The sequence below is a fragment of the Paraburkholderia sp. EG287B genome (assembly GCF_040965595.1).
Classification (GTDB): Bacteria; Pseudomonadota; Gammaproteobacteria; order Burkholderiales; family Burkholderiaceae; genus Paraburkholderia.
Genome location: NZ_JBFRCG010000022.1, coordinates 109,888 through 130,722, shown reverse-complemented (window position 1 = coordinate 130,722; position 20,835 = coordinate 109,888). Strand labels below are relative to the sequence as shown.

14 protein-coding genes are annotated in these 20,835 nt (G+C 60.7%); 9 read left to right on the top strand and 5 right to left on the bottom strand.

Features of this window, described 5'->3' with window-relative positions; translation table 11 throughout:
- Nucleotide 1: 1 nt before the first annotated feature.
- The 4 genes from AB4Y40_RS34105 to ftrA form a co-directional block, all read right to left on the bottom strand.
- The gene (locus AB4Y40_RS34105) at nt 2-364 is read right to left on the bottom strand and encodes a hypothetical protein (RefSeq protein ID WP_368691588.1); all 363 of its coding nucleotides are present in this window, start codon (nt 362-364) and stop codon (nt 2-4) included.
- A gap of 329 nt (nt 365-693) precedes the next feature.
- The gene (locus tag AB4Y40_RS34100) at nt 694-1,692 is read right to left on the bottom strand and encodes an RDD family protein (RefSeq protein ID WP_368691587.1); all 999 of its coding nucleotides are present in this window, start codon (nt 1,690-1,692) and stop codon (nt 694-696) included.
- A gap of 785 nt (nt 1,693-2,477) precedes the next feature.
- On the bottom strand, nt 2,478-2,966 hold the full coding sequence (locus tag AB4Y40_RS34095; protein WP_368691586.1) for a hypothetical protein: 489 nt from the start codon (nt 2,964-2,966) through the stop codon (nt 2,478-2,480).
- Between the two features lie 170 nt (nt 2,967-3,136).
- Nucleotides 3,137-4,123, bottom strand: a complete 987-nt coding sequence (gene ftrA / locus AB4Y40_RS34090; RefSeq protein WP_368691585.1) for a transcriptional regulator FtrA — start codon at nt 4,121-4,123, stop codon at nt 3,137-3,139.
- Between the two features lie 124 nt (nt 4,124-4,247).
- On the opposite strand from ftrA, the gene AB4Y40_RS34085 reads away from it, so the two are divergent.
- Complete coding sequence (locus AB4Y40_RS34085; protein ID WP_368691584.1) at nt 4,248-4,673, top strand: rhodanese-like domain-containing protein; 426 nt, start codon at nt 4,248-4,250, stop codon at nt 4,671-4,673.
- A 273-nt stretch (nt 4,674-4,946) separates the two neighbouring features.
- The gene (locus AB4Y40_RS34080) at nt 4,947-5,573 is read left to right on the top strand and encodes a LysE family translocator (protein WP_368691583.1); all 627 of its coding nucleotides are present in this window, start codon (nt 4,947-4,949) and stop codon (nt 5,571-5,573) included.
- Nucleotides 5,574-5,953: 380 nt separating this feature from the next.
- Here the strand turns inward: AB4Y40_RS34080 and AB4Y40_RS34075 are convergent, their stop codons facing one another.
- Entirely contained in the window at nt 5,954-7,684 is a 1,731-nt protein-coding gene (locus tag AB4Y40_RS34075) for a methyl-accepting chemotaxis protein (protein WP_368691582.1), read from the bottom strand.
- 414 nt (nt 7,685-8,098) lie between these two features.
- Between AB4Y40_RS34075 and AB4Y40_RS34070 the strand changes: the two genes are divergently transcribed.
- The 7 genes from AB4Y40_RS34070 (at nt 8,099) to AB4Y40_RS34040 (ending at nt 20,816) form a co-directional block, all read left to right on the top strand.
- Nucleotides 8,099-8,719: a hypothetical protein gene (locus AB4Y40_RS34070; RefSeq protein ID WP_368691581.1), complete on the top strand. Its 621-nt coding sequence runs from the start codon at nt 8,099-8,101 to the stop codon at nt 8,717-8,719.
- 166 nt (nt 8,720-8,885) lie between these two features.
- Complete coding sequence (locus tag AB4Y40_RS34065; RefSeq protein WP_368691580.1) at nt 8,886-9,257, top strand: hypothetical protein; 372 nt, start codon at nt 8,886-8,888, stop codon at nt 9,255-9,257.
- Nucleotides 9,258-9,405: 148 nt separating this feature from the next.
- On the top strand, nt 9,406-9,816 hold the full coding sequence (locus AB4Y40_RS34060; protein ID WP_368691186.1) for a hypothetical protein: 411 nt from the start codon (nt 9,406-9,408) through the stop codon (nt 9,814-9,816).
- Nucleotides 9,817-9,931: 115 nt separating this feature from the next.
- Entirely contained in the window at nt 9,932-10,939 is a 1,008-nt protein-coding gene (locus AB4Y40_RS34055; RefSeq protein ID WP_368691579.1) for an IS481 family transposase, read from the top strand.
- A 1,027-nt stretch (nt 10,940-11,966) separates the two neighbouring features.
- Nucleotides 11,967-12,107 carry a hypothetical protein gene (locus AB4Y40_RS34050; protein ID WP_368691578.1) on the top strand — a complete coding sequence of 47 codons (141 nt, stop codon included), beginning with the start codon at nt 11,967-11,969 and terminating at the stop codon, nt 12,105-12,107.
- Between the two features lie 173 nt (nt 12,108-12,280).
- Nucleotides 12,281-12,583, top strand: coding sequence for a DUF3761 domain-containing protein (locus tag AB4Y40_RS34045; protein WP_368691577.1), 303 nt, complete (start codon nt 12,281-12,283; stop codon nt 12,581-12,583).
- A gap of 1,135 nt (nt 12,584-13,718) precedes the next feature.
- Complete coding sequence (locus AB4Y40_RS34040; protein ID WP_368691576.1) at nt 13,719-20,816, top strand: amino acid adenylation domain-containing protein; 7,098 nt, start codon at nt 13,719-13,721, stop codon at nt 20,814-20,816.
- Nucleotides 20,817-20,835: the final 19 nt, after the last annotated feature.

The following is a 20,835-nucleotide window of genomic DNA, read 5'->3' as shown; positions in this document are numbered from 1 at the left end:
GTTAGTGCCCCGATTTCAGAGAATAATCGGTGAATTTAGATGCGACCCATTCAGCATTATCCGTATCGTAGGAGTATCCGGCGATCGGCATCACGCTCAGTTGGTAAAGTTCATCTTTCTCGTCGGGTATGGCCTGCCATGCAGTCGGCTCGACACCATACCCTTGCTCAGCATCTCGCTTGGCCTCGTCCAAATTTGAATACCAGTGATCCCCTTCAACATCGCGAGTTGAAAAAGAGAAGTAACGGATGAGTAGGACACCATCGGTCAGCCCGAGGATCAGAACCGATTCTATGTTTGGCCACTCCCGTGAGTTGGCCCTAGCCCACAAACGCATGGTTTCCTCGAATTCTTGTGCCCGCACACATTGTCGACGATCCAGCCCGTCGCGTCGACCGTCCGTTCATGGCCGGAGAGTCTCACGTGGAGTGCGGGCGATTGTCTCGCGCACGCACCGTCATGCAAAAGGCATAGGTCGACCCGATGCCGACACTCACTAGATTGATGGCTCGCGGGCTGCATACCAACTAGAGCAGCCACAGATCACATCCTCGCGGTGCGGCAGTTCCACGACCAAGTGTCCCATTACGTTGGGGGGGCAATAATTGGTCGCGTTTTGCATATGAGGCGCCGGCCCGAGGAGACTTTCTCCAGTGAGCCGTGGGGTCTGCGCGAATGGCGAAAGCGTCCCGCTCAGGGGCGAGGATGCAGCTTTATCCGGGCCGCCCATTCGTGACCCGGCCAGTTCTGTACGGTTTGCCACCGCCACCTGGCAATACCCAGCTCTGTACTACGGACCATGACCACCGTAACGGCGTCCTGATTGGCTAGCGCAGGCGCCACGGCAAACGCGGCACGGACTATCTCAATGGCCTCTGCCTCCGTTTGCAACGCCGGTGTGGTCACAGCCGCAGTGATAATCGTCTGGGTGGTGGATGACGAGGTGGCTCCCACCCGATGCATGTCCGACACAGAGCTTTGCCGCACACCCGGAACGTCTGCGACCGCCCGCTGAATTTCCTGCAAGCCGGAAAGTGCCTCATCAAACCGGTGCCGCAAAACGGCGCTGCCCACCACAACCAGCGAACCGATAACACCCATCGCAATCCAGTGAGTGCGCCGCACCGGCGCATTCGGACTGGCGTGTGCATCAACACGCACTACGGCTGTGGAGAACGCCATGTCGTGCAACGACCGGCGGCTTGGCTTGTTAAAGACCAGCAGATAAACAAGTACCATTTCCCATAGAAAGACCACCGTTGAATTGGCAATCGCCAGCAACGACGTTCCTTGTCGCATCGCGGGCGTGTCCACGAAACCCATGCCGCCGAGAACAACCGGCACCGCGATGATCGAATATCGCAGCCATGCCTGAATCGGAGTGAGCGGCACCAGGCCATCCGGCGTAATGCTCGTCACCTTAATTTTCAGCAGGTGTTTGCCGAGTGACTGACACCGACCGCTCGTGCCTTCCATGGATATGAAATACAGCGAGCCGAGCGCGAATCCGATCAACCTGGCCCACTCGCCAATACGAGCCAGCCACTCGAAGCTGACCGCAATCACCGCCATTCCGATAAGACCGAGAACGATACCGTCGATTGCGAACGCAGCGGTTCTCCGCCAAAAACCGGCTGGCGCCGCATAGTCGGCGTGGAGTGCGATTACTTCGTTGTGGGTCTCTTCAACCATTGTTTGATTTGAATTTGATTACGGAAAGTTCGTCGTCAGCATGCCGCTGCTTGTATTTCCTAGCGAGCGGACCCACTATCGCCCGATAGGTCATCATCTCACCGGGCACGCTGGACAGCCCGCCGTCACCTGGACATACAGCGATCACACCAGTTCTACGGCAACCGAGCGTGAAACTTAAGAAATCGACCGAACGACTGTTCTCAGAGCGTCTCTCGCGTTGGAATGTCCGGTCGGCGTGTCATGGCCGTTCGCGGCTAATTGATGATGTTTTCGCGTGTCGACGCTGGGTCTTTCGGCTCCCAGTACCCACCGCTACCATGATACGTTTCCGCGTGCAGCCAAAAAGATTCGTTGCAATGCATGCAGCGAAAATGGTACTCGACATGGTCGCCCCACTTGGCTCCCTCTGCGAGGTCGGCAAACGAAACGGGGAGCCGAGGAGTGTCGGGATTTACTTCACCGAGCGTTCCGTCCGCGATGTTCTCCGCGGCGATTTGTATCGCTTTGCGTAGCTCACGAGGATGTCTGATTGCATACCGAACGCAAAGGTCCTTACATTGTGCGCATGCCACACAAGACTCCGTCAGGTTTTCGCTGCGAGTTGCAGAAAGATCGGCTGGTATCGGCGAGTGCGGCGAACAGGATTGTCCACGATCAGGGCGGCGGTGTCGAACGGCCGTTTATGGCCGCACTGCGTCCCACGACCGGGCACGCACTCTCACCGCCCCACGTCTCATGCAACAGGCATAATCGACCCATTGCCGTCCGTCGCCTCCGACAATTCACCGCTGAAAAGCGGTCGTATCGAGAGCCCAATCGACGATTTGCTCGGGACTCGGATCGTAGTCCCTCATGGGTTTGCCACCGCCCCATGTGTTGCTGCTGTGGTCGTAGTCGGCTGGGTAGAAAAGGAGATTCGATGCATGTGGTCGCGGTACGTTGCAATCAAAAACAGCCATGTACGCCTCATGCAACCCAAGCCGATCGGGTTTCATCGCGCGCCGGACAATTTCGACAAGCTCTTCTCGGGTGACATCGGGCACGCGCTTGATGCGTTGTTGGCGCAGCACCCTCCGCACAAAGTTGGCGTGGTCTTCGCTTCCGTATACCCCCTGGAAAAGGCTCACCGGAAGTTCTGTGCCTGCGAGTCTATTGAACTCGGCGCACAGTGCCTCACTTGGGTTGCCGTCAATGGCATCCGCTAGCTCAGCGAGCCGAACTACAAGTTGCTCATCGAGCGGTGGGGGAGTCAGTTCTTGCCGTAGTTTCATATGTACGCTCTGAAAAGCCGACGTTCGAGGAAGACCGCTTCTGGCCGACTGTTGTCCGATGCGGCCGGCCGAATCTGACCGAAGCAACCAACCAATCGCTGACAGATCGACTGCCGCTATCAACGAATGCCGGAGAGTGGCCCGGACGCGTTTTGATGCCTCAATACGGGTTACTGGTCCACATGTGTTCCCTGTCCCCGCATCTGATGGCTGAACCTCTCCCGGTACGCCGCCGGACTTGTAAGCGCGATGCGACGGAAATGCCGGCGCATCGACTCTTCTGAGCCGAAACCCACAAGTTCGGCGATCCTCGCGAGAGGCAACGGCGACGGTGTTTCGAGCAGTTCGCGGGCGACCGCCACCCGTTCGCGGACCACCCATTCATAGGGCGCGAGGCCGGTGGCATCATGAAACTGCCTTTGCAATGTACGTGGACTCATAGCAGCGCGCTCGGCCAGCGAGCGCAGCGTATGCGGCAATCCCGGATGCTCGCGCACCCAATCCATCAGCTTTGCAAGACGCCCGCTTTCGTCGTGCGGCATGGGGCGAGGCACGAACTGGGCTTGACCGCCCTCGCGATGTGGAGGTACCACGAGCCGCTGGGCGACCCGGTTTGCTATCGCACTGCCATAGTCTCGCCGCACCATATGAAGTAGCATGTCCAGCCCGGCGGCCGACCCTGCCGATGTAATGACCTGCCCCTCATCTACGTACAAGGCGTCCGCCTGGACGCTCACATGTGGGTAACGTTGCTGCAGTTTAGCCGCGTAGCGCCAGTGGGTCGTCACCGTCTTCCCGTCTAGCACGCCGGCAGCGGCCAGTACAAACACACCTGAACAGATCGAGCAGAGGCGCGCACCACGTTGATGAGCGGCGCGGATCTTCCTGAGCAGCGGTTCGGGCGGTACTTCATCCGCATCACGCCAACCCGGTACCACGATCGTATCCGCTCGGTCCAGAAGCTTAAGCGTATGCGGGGCGGTGACGGTGATGCCACCTGCCGCGCGCAGTGGCCCCGACTCGCCCGCGCAAACCGCAAATTGATACCAGTCGACGCCAAGCTCCGGGCGTTCCAGCGCGAACAATTCTGTCACGCAACCAAATTCGAAAGTACAGAGCTGGTCGTAGGCCAGCGCGACGACAAGATGAGTGCCCATGGCGTGATGTTACCGTAGATTGGCAATCTGGCCGCTTCTGCACGTTGCATGCGGATGCCAGAATGGACACCTCTGCTGCAAATTGCCAGGCCGCGCTCTTACTGCTCCTGTCCGCCATTCATCCATGTCCACCGCCACCATGAATAACGCCGTTACTGCAATCCCTGCCGCTGACAGCGCCGTCGCGCATGCCCACTTCCTCGCGTCGCTGCAGTTCGAAACCGACTGCTGGGATGTCTCCAGCGCGCTCGCCAGCGGAACACCCGGTTTCGTGCTGCTTGACGTGCGCAGTGCGGCCCTGTTTGCTCAAGGTCACGTACCGGGCGCTGTTAGTCTGCCGCATGGCAAGATCGTCGAATCGAAGCTTGGGGGTTATCCACTCGATACGCTGTTCGTCACGTACTGCGCAGGCCCGCACTGCAACGGCGCAACGCGTGGCGCCATTCGGCTCGCCCGGTTGGGTCGTCCGGTGAAGATCATGATCGGAGGCATCACGGGCTGGCTGGACGAAGGATTCGAACTGGCCGTGAATACCCCCGAGGCACGGTGAATGGCGGCAGTGTGGCGGGCGCGTATCAGGGCTAACCTCCTCAGTACGTTCCGAATGTCTCGAATTGACCGCAATCCGGACCACGGTTTGATCCCCGAGATCGTGAGCGAGAGAGCCTACGATAAAGACATAAGGCGACCCGTTACGGACCTTCCACCTGCTCCCAAGCGGTCGTTCAACATGCGCAGCCAACCGCGCTGGTAGGATGACGTTCGTGCCCAACACGCCTATCGCAGTTGAGCGCCGCACATCCAAGATCGAACCCGAGAAACCATGAGCCTTCATACATACATCCTGTTCGTCGGAGCTAGTTTCATTTTGTGCCTAGTCCCGGGTCCTGATATGCTGTTTTTGCTTGGGCGAACAATTGCTCAGGGACGTGCGGCAGGGCTATGCGCTGCCTTTGGAATCAATCTCGGCGCTTACATACACTTGCTCGCCGCGATTACTGGTCTCTCGGCGCTTGTCCTAGCATCAGCGACGGCGTTCACTGCGGTGAAGTGGATAGGCGCGGCATACCTGCTATGTCTCGGCCTCGGAGCATTGCGCTCCAAAGGCGGCTTTGCTTTTCCCGTTGGTGACGCGAAGGTGAAGGCCTTGCGGCTCATTTTTTGGCAAGGCTTTCTCAGTGATGTTTTGAACCCGAAAGTCGCGCTGTTTTACGTCGCATTGCTTCCCCAGTTCATCAGCGCGCACGACCCAAGTCCGGTGAAACATCTCGTCGCGTTAGGCGTGACTGGCAACATGGTTGGAATTGGAACGAGTATCACGTACGTGTTTCTCGCAGCGCGAATGACAGATGCGCTTCGCCGGAACCAGAGTATTTCTTCCTGGTTGACCAAAGCGATGGGCGCTCTGTTTGTTGGACTAGGCCTGAAGTTGGCGACAGAAAAGGTCTGACGCGGCTTTCTCTACGGGTGGCGTCAACGATCTCCGGTTCCCACAGGCCCAGTGCGGCAGAGCAGACGTTCGCGACCAGCGGTCGCGAAGGCGACCTCGCGATCGTCAACGCTTGAGGGTTGATGTCGAACGACCGTTCGTGGCCGACCAGAGCCTCACGCCAAACGCGACGAATAGCTTCGTAACGAATCTTATGCAAGCGGCATAACCCGACCCGTTGCTACCGGTCAAGTCGTCGGAGGTGCGACGGCTGCTCTCAGAGTCCAATCGTCATTCGCTCGCTATCGTCTGGCCTTAGCTTGTCGGCCATTGCGGTCAATCACGGGTCATGCGGCTCGAACTCGGCGAACGGCCGGCCGTGCTTCGAGCCTTCCCGCTCATCAGACCGTCTGCCAGTCAGGCTCTGCTGGCACGTCGCGCGACCTCGTGGCTGCGGATTGTTTCGAGGGACGCTGTGCGTGACGCGTTGGCGACAGCGTCACCGGCCTCTTCGCCGCATCCAGGTCCCGCTCCCGACCCGCTGTCGCGACGAAGGATGTGCCCACTGACCGGTCCTCACCAACCTTGAAAACGGCCACGGCTTGACGCAACGCCTGCGCCTGTTCGGCCATCGACTGTGCCGCGGCCGAGGCTTCCTCGACCAGGGCGGCATTCTGCTGGGTCACTTCATCCATCTGCGTGACGGCCTGATTGACTTGCTCGATGCCGGTGCTCTGTTCTTCGGACGCCGCCGCAATCTCGCTCATGATGTCACTTACGCGCTTGACCGACTGAACGATTTCGCTGATCGTACTGCCTGCTTCCTCAACGAGCTGCGAGCCGGTGTCGACCCGAGTGACCGACTCGCCGATCAGTTCCTTGATTTCCTTGGCTGCCGTCGCGCTGCGCTGGGCGAGTGTGCGGACCTCGCCGGCGACGACGGCAAATCCGCGTCCCTGTTCACCGGCTCGGGCTGCCTCGACCGCGGCATTGAGGGCAAGGATGTTGGTCTGAAACGCGATCCCTTCGATCACGCTAATGATTTCGGCGACCTTGGCCGAACTTTCCGTGATCCTGTGCATCGTGTCGACCACGCGCCCGACGACTTCTCCTCCGCGCTGCGCGTATCCCGACGCCGTACTGGCCAACACGGTTGCCTGCTTCGCGTTATCGGCGTTTTGACGCACCGTGCTCGTCAGTTCTTCCATGCTCGAGGCAGTTTCTTCGAGCGAAGCGGCCTGCTCTTCGGTGCGCTGCGACAAATCAGTGTTGCCCTGAGCGATTTCGCCCGCCGCCACCGAGATCGACTCGCTGGAAGTCTTAATGCCCTGCACGATACGAGTCAGCTGGTCTTTCATGGCGCCTAGCGAGAACATCAAGCTCGAACGGTCTCCGGACTTCAGCTGCAACGCGACGCGCAGATTACCCGCTGCGATGTCGCTCGCCAGCGCAGCTGCATCGCGAGGCTCCCCGCCAAGCTGTTTCGCAATGCCACGGGCGATGATCAGCGCCACGCCCAGCGCAACCGCAGTAGCCGAGACGATCAGGGCGATCACCAGCACGATTGCGTGTGAATAGGCCTGACCGGCTGCCTCGCCTTCCTTGGCCGCCCCAGCCTCGTTGACGGCCACGATCGTCCCGATATCCTTTTCCATCGCGTCACGAAGCGTGCTCGATTGTCCCTGCATCAGCGCCATCGCTTCTGCCTGGTTGTTCGCTCGTCCGAACGCACGGATCTGCTGGTCGACTTCGAGATACTTCGACATGAGCGTCTGGATATCGGCATACGCCGTCTTCTCTTCCGCCTCGGTAATGAGCTTCTCGTACTCGGCCGATGCGCGCCGGTAGTCTGCAAGGCCGGCGTCGATCCGGGCGTCTGCTTCCTGGCTTGCGGACTGCGTCTGGGCACCGGACGCGCGGTATTCGGCGAGGCTAATCGCACGCAATCCCGCTTGCATCTGCAAGCTGCTGCGCACGCTGGGCAACCAATTATCGCGGAGTTGGGCAACGTGATCGTTTTCACTGCTGACTTCGAATACGCTGAATGCGCCCAGTCCCACCAACAAAACGATGACCAACGAGAATCCCAGGATCAGCTGCGTGACCACCTTCAGGTTTTTGAGAGATTGCACGGTTGACGCCTCGCGTTGAGAAGAAATCGGCGGCCAAAGTTCGACTGGCCCGGAGGAAGCAAATTGAATCAGCTAACCTTCGTATCGGCAGCGAACCGCCAGCCTTAAGGAAATTGCGGGATTTCCCCTAAATGCATACGTTAGATGAATCTTTTCAGCTTCGGGAATTCAGGCTACCCTTGCAGCCACCCCTCGGTCTCAGGCGAAAGGCACAACGGTGAGCTGCTGAAGGACGTCACTGATAGCCTGTAACGAAGAGACATTCGAAACCAGGTACGTTCGAAACCCTTGTGCTGGCCAGAATTCCCAAGGACTATGAGATCTTTCAAAGCTCAACTTTACGAAATCTGTGACGAGGTTTCTTCTCAGTTTACTGGATGGAGCTTTGTGTCCGGACAGTTCAAGAATAGGACTTTGAAGCACACGGATTTAGTTATACACCCAGGGTTTGGCTTTGAGCGCGGAACAACTCCTGTGCAACCAAGCGTGTGCATCGACAACAAGCGTGCGCAAAAGTTGTGCAAATACGTCTTTGGGGCCAGCGCGTCTACCTCGATTGTTAGTCTCCAGAGCGTTTCACATCTGCTCCAACACACACCAGAAGAACTGCGCTTAGGATTTTGGATTGTGCAGGATCGCAAGGAATATTTATCGGTTGGTCAGCCAAGCCAGATCGTTCAAGGCAGGACATTGGATATTTCTGGGGCGCGCTCCGCATTAATTTCGATGATGCAAGATGGAATTGCGTTCATTGACAACCACTACGAACTTGGTACCGAGGATAGCTTTTTGAAGGGATTGCCAGCGAAGTACACCACGCGCCACGTCAATTCGCCTTACGATCAGATGGAAAAATTCAAGGGGGTGGTGGTTTGTATCGCTCACATCCTGTACGGGGATTTTGATTTTGTTGAGCGTTATCGAAGCGACTATTTCAAAACGCTGTTTCCCAAGCGCACGGACGATCTCGACAAGATCATTGCAAAGTTGCCAGAATTCAAGAAGCGTTTCGCCGAGACTGGCGCAGTCATTTAGGGCGCTGTGAGCTCCTGCCAGCCTGCTGGAAGAATGTCCGTTATCGGGATTGCTCATTGTCTCTTCAGGGTCGACATGCCCGTTGCATCAAGCATGCGTACGAAACGACCGTCTCACGCGACCGTCGAGGAATAAGAGCGCGAACGGCTCGCGCCGGAGGGAAACGATGAAAGAACATTGGCAGTTTCCGGTAGCAGCCTCTGCTTTACTGCATAGCCCAGAATTTGTGGTCCTTCAACGCCGCGAGTGCGCATTGAGCCTATCGCTCGAAGGGGACGACGGAGCCGCCAAGGAAATTGTGCTTCAGTTCTCCGGGGTGGAATCGTACAAGTGCACGTTTCTGACCTCATGCACAGCGGCCATGTTCAAACTAGCTTATGGAAGGCTCGTCTCTCTCGACAGTACGTGGCTGAACGAGGTCCGAAGCACTGGAAAGAAAGACAAAGTGACTGTCGATGCATTACAACATTTGATGATCACCTTTGATGATGGTCCGTGCTACGAGATCATCTGCTGCACTTGGAGCATAAGGCAGTGAGTGCCCTTGAGAGTGGCATCGAGCACCCTGCACGTCAGTCTCGGCCTGCTGCGTCCGGCGCTGGTCGGCCACAACCGGTTGTTCGACATACCGGCGCCAATCGTCGACAATCCGGTGAAAACCTTTATTAGCGACGGAAAGCAGCCGGATGGAACCTTGCGAGATCCAATTTACGGTGGATAACCTTTGCCATTGGGCGGGCATGGGCGACTATGTGCTGATTCCGCCCGATCGCAGCTATGAGATGACACTGCGATATGAAGGTGAACCTCCGCACGGCGATTCATATCACGTCGTTGATATTGCCGGGCACCGGTTTCCCGGGTATGCATGGGGCTGCATGTTTGCAATGTCAGAATGCTCGAACTTCATTGCCTTCAGTTGGATGGAAAAGAAATTCGAAAGGCTGACGACAGTTATCGACGTGAGACATTCGAGATACTTGGTTTTGCCGCGATACATCTATCATCCCCGCATCGAATGGCCCTCAATTCTAGACGCGACGAACGAACGGGAAGGGTATGCGTTCGACGGGATGGAAGCTTGGGGGATCCTTTGACGTGCGGTGGACTAGACTAAATCTGACAGTGGTTGGTTTCTCATGCTGGCGCGCATTGGCGCGGAGGGCGTAGCCCGTAGCGGCAATGCGCGCCGCAAACAGCAAGGAGTCCGCCATGACTCAGGAGCAGAAGGTAATTCGTGCCAAGGTCGGCATTCTTGAGTTGGCCCGGCAACTCGGCAACGTCAGCCAAGCCTGTCGCGTGATGGGTTACTCGCGCGACAGCTTCTACCGATTTAAGGAACTGTACGATCGAGGCGGTGAGGCTGCGCTGCAGGAGATTTCCCATCACCGGCCGTTGCTCAAGAACCGCGTAGATCCGCAGATCGAGGCCGCCGTTGTCGAGCTGGCCCTCGAATTGCCAGCTTACGGCCAGATCCGTATTGCCAACGAAGTCCTCAAACGACATGCCCTGTCCGTTTCGCCCCAAGGCGTCCGTAGCATCTGGTTGCGCCACGATCTGGAGACCATGTCGAAGCGCCTGAAGGCCCTGGAAGCCAAATCCGCCCAGGAGGGCTTGGTGTTGACCGAGGCCCAGCTCGTCGCGCTCGAACGCGCCAAGCACGAGAAGGAAGTGCACGGCGAATTCGAGTCAGAGTGTCCAGGCTACTGCGGCGCGCAGGATACGTTCTATGTCGGCAACCTCAAGGGCGTAGGCCGTGTCTACCAGCAGACTTTCGTCGACACCTACTCGAAAGTTGCATTCGCCAAGCTCTACGATCGCAAGACGCCCTTGCCGGCGGCGGACCTGCTCAACGACCGCGTTGTCCCGTTCTTCGATGGCTTCGGCATCCCGCTGCTACGCGTGCTGACAGATCGCGGCACCGAATACTGCGGCAACCCTGAGCATCATGAATACGAGCTGTACCTGGCTTTGGAAGACATCGACCATACCCGAACAAAGGCCAAGTCGCCGCAAACCAACGGGATCGTCGAGCGGCTGCACAAGACCATGCTCAACGAGTTCTACCGCATCGCTTTCCGCAAGAAGATCTACGAATCGATCGCCACCTTGCAGACGGACCTTGATGCGTGGCTCGACCAGTACAACAATGAGCGGGAACATCAGGGTCGGTGGTGTTACGGCAAGACGCCGATGCACACCTTTCTCGATTCGCTATAACTCGCCAAGGAGAAACTCATTCCCCATTGAGCGCTTTCTCTCTATCGGCCCGACTACCTGTCAGATCGAGTCCCTGCTAATACATTTGACGATTTGCCTTCTCGGCGAAGGTTCTCGTTGGCCCGGTCCGGCTTACCCGTCGGACGACCTGCTACGGGCATTCGAGCCCGAGACTGGAATTGCCAACAAGGAGGTCGAGCTACCCGGCTGTCGCCGGCGTCATTTCCACTGGAAGGATGCTGCTCGCACGAACTGCGCGCGCGCATCGTCAGGCAACCATGAAAATCCGTTCCTAAGTCCGTGATCGCACGCATCGCAGCACTTGGAAATGTCGGCGTCCCGCCAGTATTCGGGGCGGCACGCTTCGGCCCAAACATGCTCTAAAGCGGCCCTGTTATCGGATTCTAGTGAGAGGTGGTTCAACACAGCCGAATAGAACGTCCATGGCTTTTCCCAATCCACGAACTCAATCGCAGCCCCTATGAGGTCAGACTTGGCCATGGTGCAGGTGGTCTCGAAGTGTGGAGAACCAACAATACCACGCCCGATGACTGCTTTCGGCAAGCTCGAAGGTCGGCAACGGGTCGTGATGACCCGTTCGACGTCAGCGAGAGCGGACTTTCGTGGTCGCGCAGATATGAATGGCTTCAGACCGACCTGAAGCTGCCTTACGAAGGGCGACAGCTGAACGTCAGCAAAGGCCGAACTTGCGATCCACGAGAAATCGAAGTGTGCGACCGGATGGCCCCGTTAGCTGCCGTGGATGTCTGCCGCCGTCCGGCCGCAACGATTCCGCCCTCTGCCCACGGAAGCAGTTCGAGGATGTTCTTGATCTTGTGGGCGATCTCACTATTGTTTCGCCCATCGATTGAGCCTACGGAGGCGCGATTGAGCGCTTCAAACTGCAACCGCCCGACGTTCCAGGTGCAATTTACCCGGCAGGCACGGGTAAACGCTATTCGCACATTTGGCTAAATTATTCCTGCATTAGCTCAGCAGTACAATCACAACCAGTTGAGAGGTGTTTATGGCTACGGGAAAGAAAGACGCCAAGCTCGCTAGCAAGCAGCTTTCGAACAAGAAGAGCACACCCAACCAGAAGTCGGTCGCGGGTTCGGATTTGAGCCAGGCAAAGAAGCAACCGGCACCCCCGCCCAAGAAGAAGTAGCGATGCAACCGACGCTTTGCCCACTTACACCCGTCTCCATGACGGGTTTTTAATACCCCCCGCAACTACCAATGATGGACATTGAAATGGCCACTGCCCCCTGTGCGTCGTATGCCGACGATGGTCCGCTGCGACGGGCGCCCAGAATTAGAACGAGGACGACAGGGATCCGCATGAGTCGCAATCGTGCCGCCGTGCGCGTGCTGATCACAGCTCGATGCGGCAGTCTCGTTGCACTGCTGGCGCTCGCAGGCATCGCCCATGCCTACCAGCCATCGTCGCCCGACGAGTCCCAACTACAGGAGCACGGCCACTACGTGAACCACGAAGGGCATGTCGTGCATTCGCCTGCGCGCTCCCGAAACGGCGCCGTGCCGGTCGGTGCCACGGCAAGATGTGGCGACGGGACATACAGTTTCAGCCAGCACCACTCGGGCACGTGTTCGCGTCATCACGGTGTCGCCGAGTGGGAATAACGAAAAGCCGGGAGCGGACAATGTAACGAGGGCTGACGGGCGTCGCAATGCTGACGCTTGGTGCATGCGCCACGGTTCACGAAAGTTTTCCCCAAATGGGCGACCTGCCTACACGCTGAACTGCAGCGGCTTCGCCCGCGGCTGGGACACGTGCTTCGAGGCAGCTGGGGAGATCTGCAAGACGGCTGGTTTCGACGTGATCGACCGAAGCGACGAAGACGCGGATGCGGTGGGCGCGAGCCGAAGTGGTCTACTCGGCGCGAAGACGAACGAGCGATCGATGGTCATCGCCTGCAGGGAGCCAGCGGCCTGATCCTTGGCGAAGGAATGGCGTCCTGGTTGGCGATGCTCTGCCCTCGCGCGAACTCGCGGGAAGTCCGGGAAGTGCTACCACTCCAGCACGCGATTCGAATGCGCGATTGCCGCGGCGCCGGTCAGATCTATCGCATGTCCGTCGCGAACCTGGTCAACTGACAGGTTAATTGATCGCGCCGATGCGGACGTTGCAGTACCTGACGCGTGTCCGGTGGTCGACCAGTGATTCTTGAAAATGGAGCGCCTAGCATTCGAGCGCGATGCTTGGATTTGCTTGGCGAATTTAAGCGTTCGCTGATTACCTCACCCTTTAGCTTACCAAATACCTTCATAAATGCCTTAACCGAGGTCGCTTGACCGAATCCGCGGACCGCTGGCAGCAAGCGCCCGCAATAGACATTCAGGTTTGGCGATAGCTGTCGTTAACCAGCGGCAGGCGCAATCGAACCGAGCCATTTTCCCTTCTGCACACCGAGCATCATTTCGTCCGATTGAGCGAATCACGTAGAAAGCCGGGCGAAAGCCATCGTTAGAGTTCGCCATCAGAAGTTTTTCATTCGGGCCGAACGACGACCCGTTGGGATGGGCACGACATTCATCGCGTCGACCCTTTGCGTGAACCGATGGTTCGATCGTGCAACGTCGGCCGTCATCAAATATGCGTTTCCGTTCGGTATAAATCGTCCGCCGGTTTTGTCCTGTCGATCGCTGACGCGGATTCCGCAGCCGCGTCCGGCAACATTTCTTCGGCCAGCCGCTCCGATCCTCGCCGTGGACGTGAAACGACTCAATATAAGACCAGACAAGTAATAACTACTGCATGCAACCGCAGAATAGCTACACGAACCAAGCCGTCACTTCCCCAGACCATGCCGCCCTGTCTTCGCCCTCCTCCGCAATGGCGAAACTCTCGCGCGGACAACGCGCCATGTGGTTTCTGTGGAGCCTGAATCCGAATGGTGCGGAGTACGGCCTGCCCATGGCGTGGTCCATTCACGCTGCGCTCAACGTGGAGGCATTTCGCGGTGCATTGCAGGATCTGGTTGAGCGGCATCCGGTCTTGCGTACGACGTACGCGGCACCCGAAGGCGAACCTGTCCAGTTGATCCATGCGCACGGTCAACCGGATTTCCAGCACGACGATGCGGCGCAATGGGACGCTGCCGCCTTGCATGCGCGCCTGACCCAAGAGGCCGACACCGGTTTCGACCTGAAAAACGGCCCGGTTTTTCGCGCACGCCTTTTTTCACGCGCTGCCGACACGCACGTGCTGTTTCTGAACTGCCACCACATTGCCGCCGACACGTGGTCGCTCATCGTGATGATGGAAGAGCTGGGGCTTCTGTACCGGGCACGCGTTGAAGGCAAGGCGGCTGACTTGCCGTCCGCCGGGCACTCTTACGTCGACTACGTCGGGTGGCAGCAAAACCTGCTCGCGTCCTCCGTGGGTGAATCGCACGCGGCCTACTGGAAAAAGCAGTTGAGCCGGATCCCCGTACTCGACCTGCCGACCGACCGGCCGCGTCCGCGCGTTCAGACTCACGTTGGCGCGGGTCATTCGTTCGAGCTGGGCAAAACGCTCACGCAGCAGATCCGCGCCCTCGCGCGCGCGCAGGACGTCACGTTCTACACGGTGCTGCTCGCCGCCTTTTACGTGCTGCTCTACCGCTATACGGGGCAAGACGATATCGTGGTCGGCTCGCCGCGCTTCGGGCGGCCGCCGCAAGGCTACGCGCGCACGGTCGGCTACTTCGCGAGCCCCTGCGCGCTGCGCGCGCGCGTGGACGGCGAAAACACGTTCAATGCGTTTCTGCAGCACGTGCGGGAGGTGCTGGTCGGCGCGAAGGAACACCAGGACTATCCGTTCCCGTTGCTCGTGGAGCAACTGGGCGTGGCGCGCGATGCGAGCCGCAGCCCCATTTTTCAGGTGTCTTTTACGTACCAGAAAGCCCATCTCGACCATATGCGCGGGGTGGCGGCTGCGCGAATGGGCCTGGGTGGCGCAGAACTCGATCTGGCCGGCTTGCCGCTCGCGTCTTATCCGCTCGAGCAGCATGGCGTGAAGTTCGATCTCGACTTCGTGGTCGAAGAGGTGGACGGCTGCCTGCGCGCGGTGTGCTGGTACAACACGGCCCTATGGGACGCGCCGAGCATTCGCCATCTGGTCGATCAATTCCAGACCTTGATCGCGAGCGCCGTCGAAGCGCCGCACACTGAGCTTAGGCATTTGTCGATGCTGAGCGCGCGCGAGCGCGCCGCTTACGCCGCCTGGAATGCAACCGAAAGCCGTTTTCCGCAGACGCCCGCGCACCGGCTCGTCGAAGACTGGGCGCAACGCCGGCCGCAGGCCGCGGCGCTGCTGCACGACACGCAGACGGTGTCGTATGCCGAACTCAACGCGCGCGCCAATCAGCTTGCGCATCATCTGCGCCGCCTTGGCCTGAAACCGGGCGAGCTGGTTGGCGTGAGCATGGAACGCTGCCCCGCGCTGGTGGTCGCGATTCTCGCGGTGCTGAAGGCAGGCGGCGCGTATTTGCCGCTGGACCCGAGCTACCCGCAGGAGCGTCTTGCCTACATGCAGGACGATTCGGAGCTGAGCTTGCTGCTCACGGGCCAGGGCGCCGGCGCGGAGGTGTCGTCCGCGAAGGTACGGCGCGTGTGCGTCGATACGGAAGCCACAGCCATTGCAGGCGAGTCCGTGCAGAACCTGGAGCTCGCCTCGAAGCCGAACGATCTCGCGTACGTCATCTACACCTCGGGTTCCACCGGACGCCCGAAGGGTGTGATGCTGGAGCACTACGGCCTGTCCAACATGGTCCATACCATGGCCGCGTTGTTCGAAATCGGGCCGAACAGCCGCCTCCTGCAGTTCGCGTCGGCGAGTTTCGACTCGTCGGTCGCGGAAATTTTCAGCACCTTATGCGCCGGCGCCGCGCTGTGCCTCGCGTCGAAAGCGGACATGATGCCGGGCTCGGCGCTGATCGACACCATCGCGCGCCACGCCGTGACGGTGATCACGCTGCCGCCTTCCGTGCTCGCCTTGCTGCAGCCCGAAGATGTGCCGACACTGCGCACCGTTGCCGCGGCCGGCGAGGCATGCAGCCTCGACATCGTCCAGCGCTGGGCGCCTGGACGGCGCTTTCTCAATGCGTACGGGCCGACCGAAACGACGGTGTGCGCGACCATTGCGCACCTTCAGCCGGACGCCGAACGCGTGTCGCTCGGGCGGCCGATCGCGAACACGCGCGTATACGTGCTCGACGCCCAATTGCAGCAGGTGCCGGTTGGCATTGCGGGCGAAATCCATATTGCGGGGTCCGGCCTTGCGCGCGGCTACCTGAACCGCCCCGATCTCACCGCCGAGCGATTCATCGCCAATCCGTTCGAAGGCCCGCACGCGCGCATGTATAAAACGGGCGACCTCGCCCGCTTTCTGCCCGACGGGAGCCTCGAATACCTCGGGCGCCTCGACCATCAGGTAAAGATTCGCGGCTTTCGCATCGAGCTGGGCGAAGTGGAGTCGGTGATCGCCGGATGCGCCGGCGTGCGCGAAGCACTGGTGATTGCGCGGGCGACGTACGGCGGCGCGCCGTCGTTGCTCGCGTACGCCATTGCTCACGAAGCGGGCGCCATCACCGCTGCCGACATTCGCGCCCATGCGCAAGGCAAGCTGCCCGACTTCATGCTGCCTTCGGCAATCATGCTGCTCGACGCATGGCCGCTTACCCCGAACGGCAAAATCGATCGCGCGGCATTGCCCGACGCCGAGCGCGTGACCACGCAAAGCGTGCTCGCCCCGCGCGACACGCTCGAGCAGCAGATTGCCGACGTGTGGAAAGCGGTGTTGAAGCTGGACGCCGTGGGGATCGACGACAACTTCTTCGAAGTGGGCGGTCATTCGCTCGATCTCGTTCGCGTCGAGATCGAACTCGAACAGACGCTGGGGCAACACGTGCCGACGATGGACCTGTTCCGCTTTCCGAACATCCGGTCGCTGGCAGATCACCTGCGCGGCGCGTCTATGCCGGCAGCCGTTGCCGCGCCGTCCAACCCTGCGCAAGACGTCACGCCAAAAGCGGAGCGCGTGCCGCATGGCGTCGATCATGCAGATATCGACATCGCCATCATCGGCATGGCGGGCCGCTTCCCCGGTGCTGGCAGCGTTGCGGAGCTGTGGCGCAATCTCGTGGCCGGTGTCGAATCGGTCAGGGCATTGGGCGATAGCGAACTGCTCGCGGCCGGCGTCGATCCCGCCCTGCTCGCCGACCCGCGCTACGTGAAGCGCAAGGGCGTGCTGGACGACGTGGACCGATTCGACGCCGCGTTTTTCGGCTACCCGCCGCGCGAAGCGCTCCTGATGGATCCGCAGCAGCGCCTCTTCCTCGAAACGGGCTGGCAGGCCCTGGAACACGCGGGCTACGCGAACGTGGGCTACACCGGCAGGATCGGCGTGGTCGGCGGCACGGGCCGCTCGGGGTATCTGCTTCAATATCTCGACGCGCGTCCGGAGAGCGCTGCCGAACTGTTCCAGACCACCATCCTGAACGAGAAGGACTTTCTCTCCACGCGGCTCGCGTACAAACTCAACCTGCGAGGCCCGGCGCTGACCGTGCAGACGGCATGCTCGACCTCGCTCGTCGCCGTTCACGTGGCCTGCCAGCAATTACTGCTCGACGAATGCGATATCGCGCTGGCAGGCGGCGTGTCGCTCGAAATGCCGCACGGCACCGGTTACCTGCATCAGGAAGGGCACATTCTTTCTGCCGATGGCCGCTGTCGTCCGTTCGACAGCCGCGCGCAAGGCACGGTGCGGGGCAGCGGCGGCGCGATCGTCGTGCTCAAGCGCCTGTCCGCCGCGCTCGCCGACGGCGACAATGTGTGGGCGGTCATCAAGGGCTCCGCGATCAACAACGACGGCAACGCGAAGATGGGCTTTACCGCCCCGGCTGCCGACGGCCAGGCCGACGTCATCGAGCATGCGCTTGCGCGCGCGGGCGTTGATCCGGCAAGCATCGGCTTCGTCGAGGCGCACGGCACCGCGACGCCGCTGGGCGACCCGATCGAAGTGCATGCGCTCACGCGCGCATGGCGCCGCCATACGGACGCGCGGCAGTTCTGCGCGCTCGGTTCGTTGAAGTCGAATGTCGGCCACCTCGACGCGGCGGCGGGCGTCACCGGTCTCATCAAGGCCGCGCTATCCGTGCATCACGGCAAGATTCCGGCGACGCTGCATTTCGAGTCGGCCAATCCGAAGCTCGAACTCGAAAAGAGCCCGTTCTGGGTGAACGACACGCTGACCGACTGGCCGCGCACCGCCACGCCGCGGCGCGCCGCCGTGAGTTCGTTCGGCATCGGCGGCACGAATGCGCACGTGATTCTGCAGGAAGCGCCGTCGCAGGCCGCGCGCGAGCGCAAAGGCGACGCGGCGTTTCACGTGCTGGCGTTGTCAGCGAAATCGGAGCGTGCGTTGCAGGCGATGACGGACAATCTGGCCAGCCACCTGCGGGACAATCCTGCCGCCGATCTGGGCGATATCGCCTACACGCTTCAACTGGGCCGCACGCACTTCCCGCACCGGCGCGTCGTCGTGTGCGACAGTGCCTCCGCCGCGCTCGAAGCGCTCACTGCACTGCCCGCCGCGCGCAGCGGCACGGGCGTGCCCGCGCCGTCCGCGCGCGTCACCTACCTGTTCCCCGGACAAGGTCTGCAGCAGGTCAACATGGGCCGCGATCTCTACGCGTCCGAAGCCGTGTTCCGCGATTGTGTCGATCACTGTGCCCAGCTGTTGCAGCCGCTCATGGACCTCGACATCCGTACGGTCCTGTATCCGCCAGCCGATGTGTCCGGCGCGACCGATGCCGCGCGCGAGCGGCTCATGCAGACGTCCATCACGCAACCCGCGCTCTTCGTGGTCGAATACGCGCTCGTGCGGCAACTGGAACATTGGGGCGTGCGCCCGAACGCGATGATGGGGCACAGTCTCGGCGAATACGTGGCCGCGTGCGTGGCCGGCGTCATGTCGCTGCCCGATGCGCTGAAGCTCGTCGTCATGCGCGGCCAGCTAATCCAGGCCTTGCCCGCCGGTTCGATGCTCGCAGTCGAAGCGTCGGCGCAGGAACTGGCGCCCTACGTCGCGAACGGCGTGGATCTCGCCGTGGTCAACGCGGCGCGCTCTTGCGTGCTCGCGGGTCCGGCCGAACAGATCGACGCCGTGCAGGTGCGCCTCGACGACGCCGGCTTGCGCTGCAAGCGCGTGGCAACGTCGCACGCGTTTCATTCCGCGATGCTCGATCCGGCGCTCGAGTCATTCATGGCGCTCGTCAGACAGGTCGAGTTGCGTGCTCCGCACATTCCGTACATCACCAACGTGACCGGAACGTGGGTCACCAACGAGCAGGCGATCGACCCGGCACATTGGGTGCGCCATATGCGCCAGACGGTGCGGTTCGCCGAAGGCCTCGACACGTTGCTTCAGTCGCCGGACGGACTCTTCGTCGAAGTGGGTCCGGGCCACGCGTTCACGTCGATCGTCCGGCGGCATGCGGACAGTGCGAATGCGCGAGTCGCAACGGCCACGCTCTCCGGCGCGCCGGGATGGTCCGATTGCGGCGCGCTGGCGCTGAGCATCGGGCGCTTGTGGGTGGCTGGCGTCGCGCCGTGCTGGGATAAGCTGCAGGAAGGCGCCAAGCGGCGGCGTGCCGCGTTGCCGGGCTATCCGTTCGAGCGTCAACGTTTCTGGCCGCAGGCACGAAACACGAGCCCGGCACGCGCTGTGGCTTTGCAGCCTCGCCAATCCGCGCTCGAACCGGACGCAGCCGCATCGCACGATGCGTCGACGGTGGCTTCTTCGCACGACACCGTGGAGTCGCAGCTGACCCGCATCTTCGCGGAGGTGCTGGGCATGCCGTCGGTTGCCGCGACCGACAACTTCTTCGAACTCGGCGGCACGTCGCTCTCCGCGCTGAGCGTCATTTTGCAGGTTGAGCAGTTGATCGGCCATCAACTGCCGGCGGCTGCGTTGCTCGAAAGCCCCACGGTGCAAGCGCTCGCCGCCTCGTTGCAAACGATGCGCGACCCGCGCAGCCAGCAAATGGTGGGCATGCGCACCACGGGCGCGTTGCCGCCGCTCATCTGCATTCACCCGTACGGCGGGCACACGACCAACTACGTCGAACTCACGCGCAGCCTGGGCGGCGACCAGCCCGTGTACGGCATCCAGGCGGGTGGCCTGCAAGGCGAATCGACCCCGCTGCGCAGCATCGAAGCGATGGCTTCGGATTACATCGACCTGATGAAATCGGTGCAGCCCGAGGGCCCATACCGGCTGGTCGGGCATTCGATGGGCGGATGCATTGCGTACGAGATGGCGCAGCAGCTTGAGCGACGCGGCGAAAGCGTGGCGCTGCTGGCCCTGCTGGACTCGCGCGCGCAAAACACCAGCGTGCAGCCGCTGTACCGCAACGGCACCTACGGCAAGATGGCGGCCCGGCAATGGCTCAGCGACGACGCTGTGATGCTCGGCATTCTCATGCCGAAGCTGTCATTCGATTGGGAAAGCTTGCGCGATGTCCCCGTTGACGTGCACTGGCGTCATGTGCTCGAAGCGGCAACGCAACAAGGCTTGCTGCCGGCCGGCACAGGCGAGCGGCAGATCAGGCAGGTGCTTTCGGTGATCGACGCGAATGACGAAGCGCTTCGCACGTATCGTCCGGCGCCCTATAGCGGACGCGTGCTGCTGTGCTGTGGCGAGGAAGGTTTCGCGCGGCAGTTCGGCGAACCCGATCTCGGCTGGGGCGCGCTCGCTGAAGCGCTGGACGTCGTGCACGTGCCCGGCGATCACCACAGCATCATGAGCCGCGAAAGCGCGCAGATCATCGCGCGTCATCTGCAAAGGCACGAGCAGGCGTGCCTCGTCTGATGCCCCAGCCCACCTCGCT

What these genes read in the sequence shown, in the direction of transcription:
- AB4Y40_RS34080 (WP_368691583.1), top strand. Translation starts at nt 4,947, where the DNA reads ATGAGCCTTCATACATACATCCTGTTCGTCGGAGCTAGTTTCATTTTG.
- AB4Y40_RS34065 (WP_368691580.1), top strand. Translation starts at nt 8,886, where the DNA reads ATGAAAGAACATTGGCAGTTTCCGGTAGCAGCCTCTGCTTTACTGCAT.
- AB4Y40_RS34040 (WP_368691576.1), top strand. Translation starts at nt 13,719, where the DNA reads ATGCAACCGCAGAATAGCTACACGAACCAAGCCGTCACTTCCCCAGAC.
- AB4Y40_RS34085 (WP_368691584.1), top strand. Translation starts at nt 4,248, where the DNA reads ATGTCCACCGCCACCATGAATAACGCCGTTACTGCAATCCCTGCCGCT.
- AB4Y40_RS34095 (WP_368691586.1), bottom strand. Translation starts at nt 2,966, where the DNA reads ATGAAACTACGGCAAGAACTGACTCCCCCACCGCTCGATGAGCAACTT.
- AB4Y40_RS34060 (WP_368691186.1), top strand. Translation starts at nt 9,406, where the DNA reads ATGGAACCTTGCGAGATCCAATTTACGGTGGATAACCTTTGCCATTGG.
- AB4Y40_RS34045 (WP_368691577.1), top strand. Translation starts at nt 12,281, where the DNA reads ATGAGTCGCAATCGTGCCGCCGTGCGCGTGCTGATCACAGCTCGATGC.
- AB4Y40_RS34050 (WP_368691578.1), top strand. Translation starts at nt 11,967, where the DNA reads ATGGCTACGGGAAAGAAAGACGCCAAGCTCGCTAGCAAGCAGCTTTCG.
- AB4Y40_RS34100 (WP_368691587.1), bottom strand. Translation starts at nt 1,692, where the DNA reads ATGGTTGAAGAGACCCACAACGAAGTAATCGCACTCCACGCCGACTAT.
- ftrA (WP_368691585.1), bottom strand. Translation starts at nt 4,123, where the DNA reads ATGGGCACTCATCTTGTCGTCGCGCTGGCCTACGACCAGCTCTGTACT.
- AB4Y40_RS34055 (WP_368691579.1), top strand. Translation starts at nt 9,932, where the DNA reads ATGACTCAGGAGCAGAAGGTAATTCGTGCCAAGGTCGGCATTCTTGAG.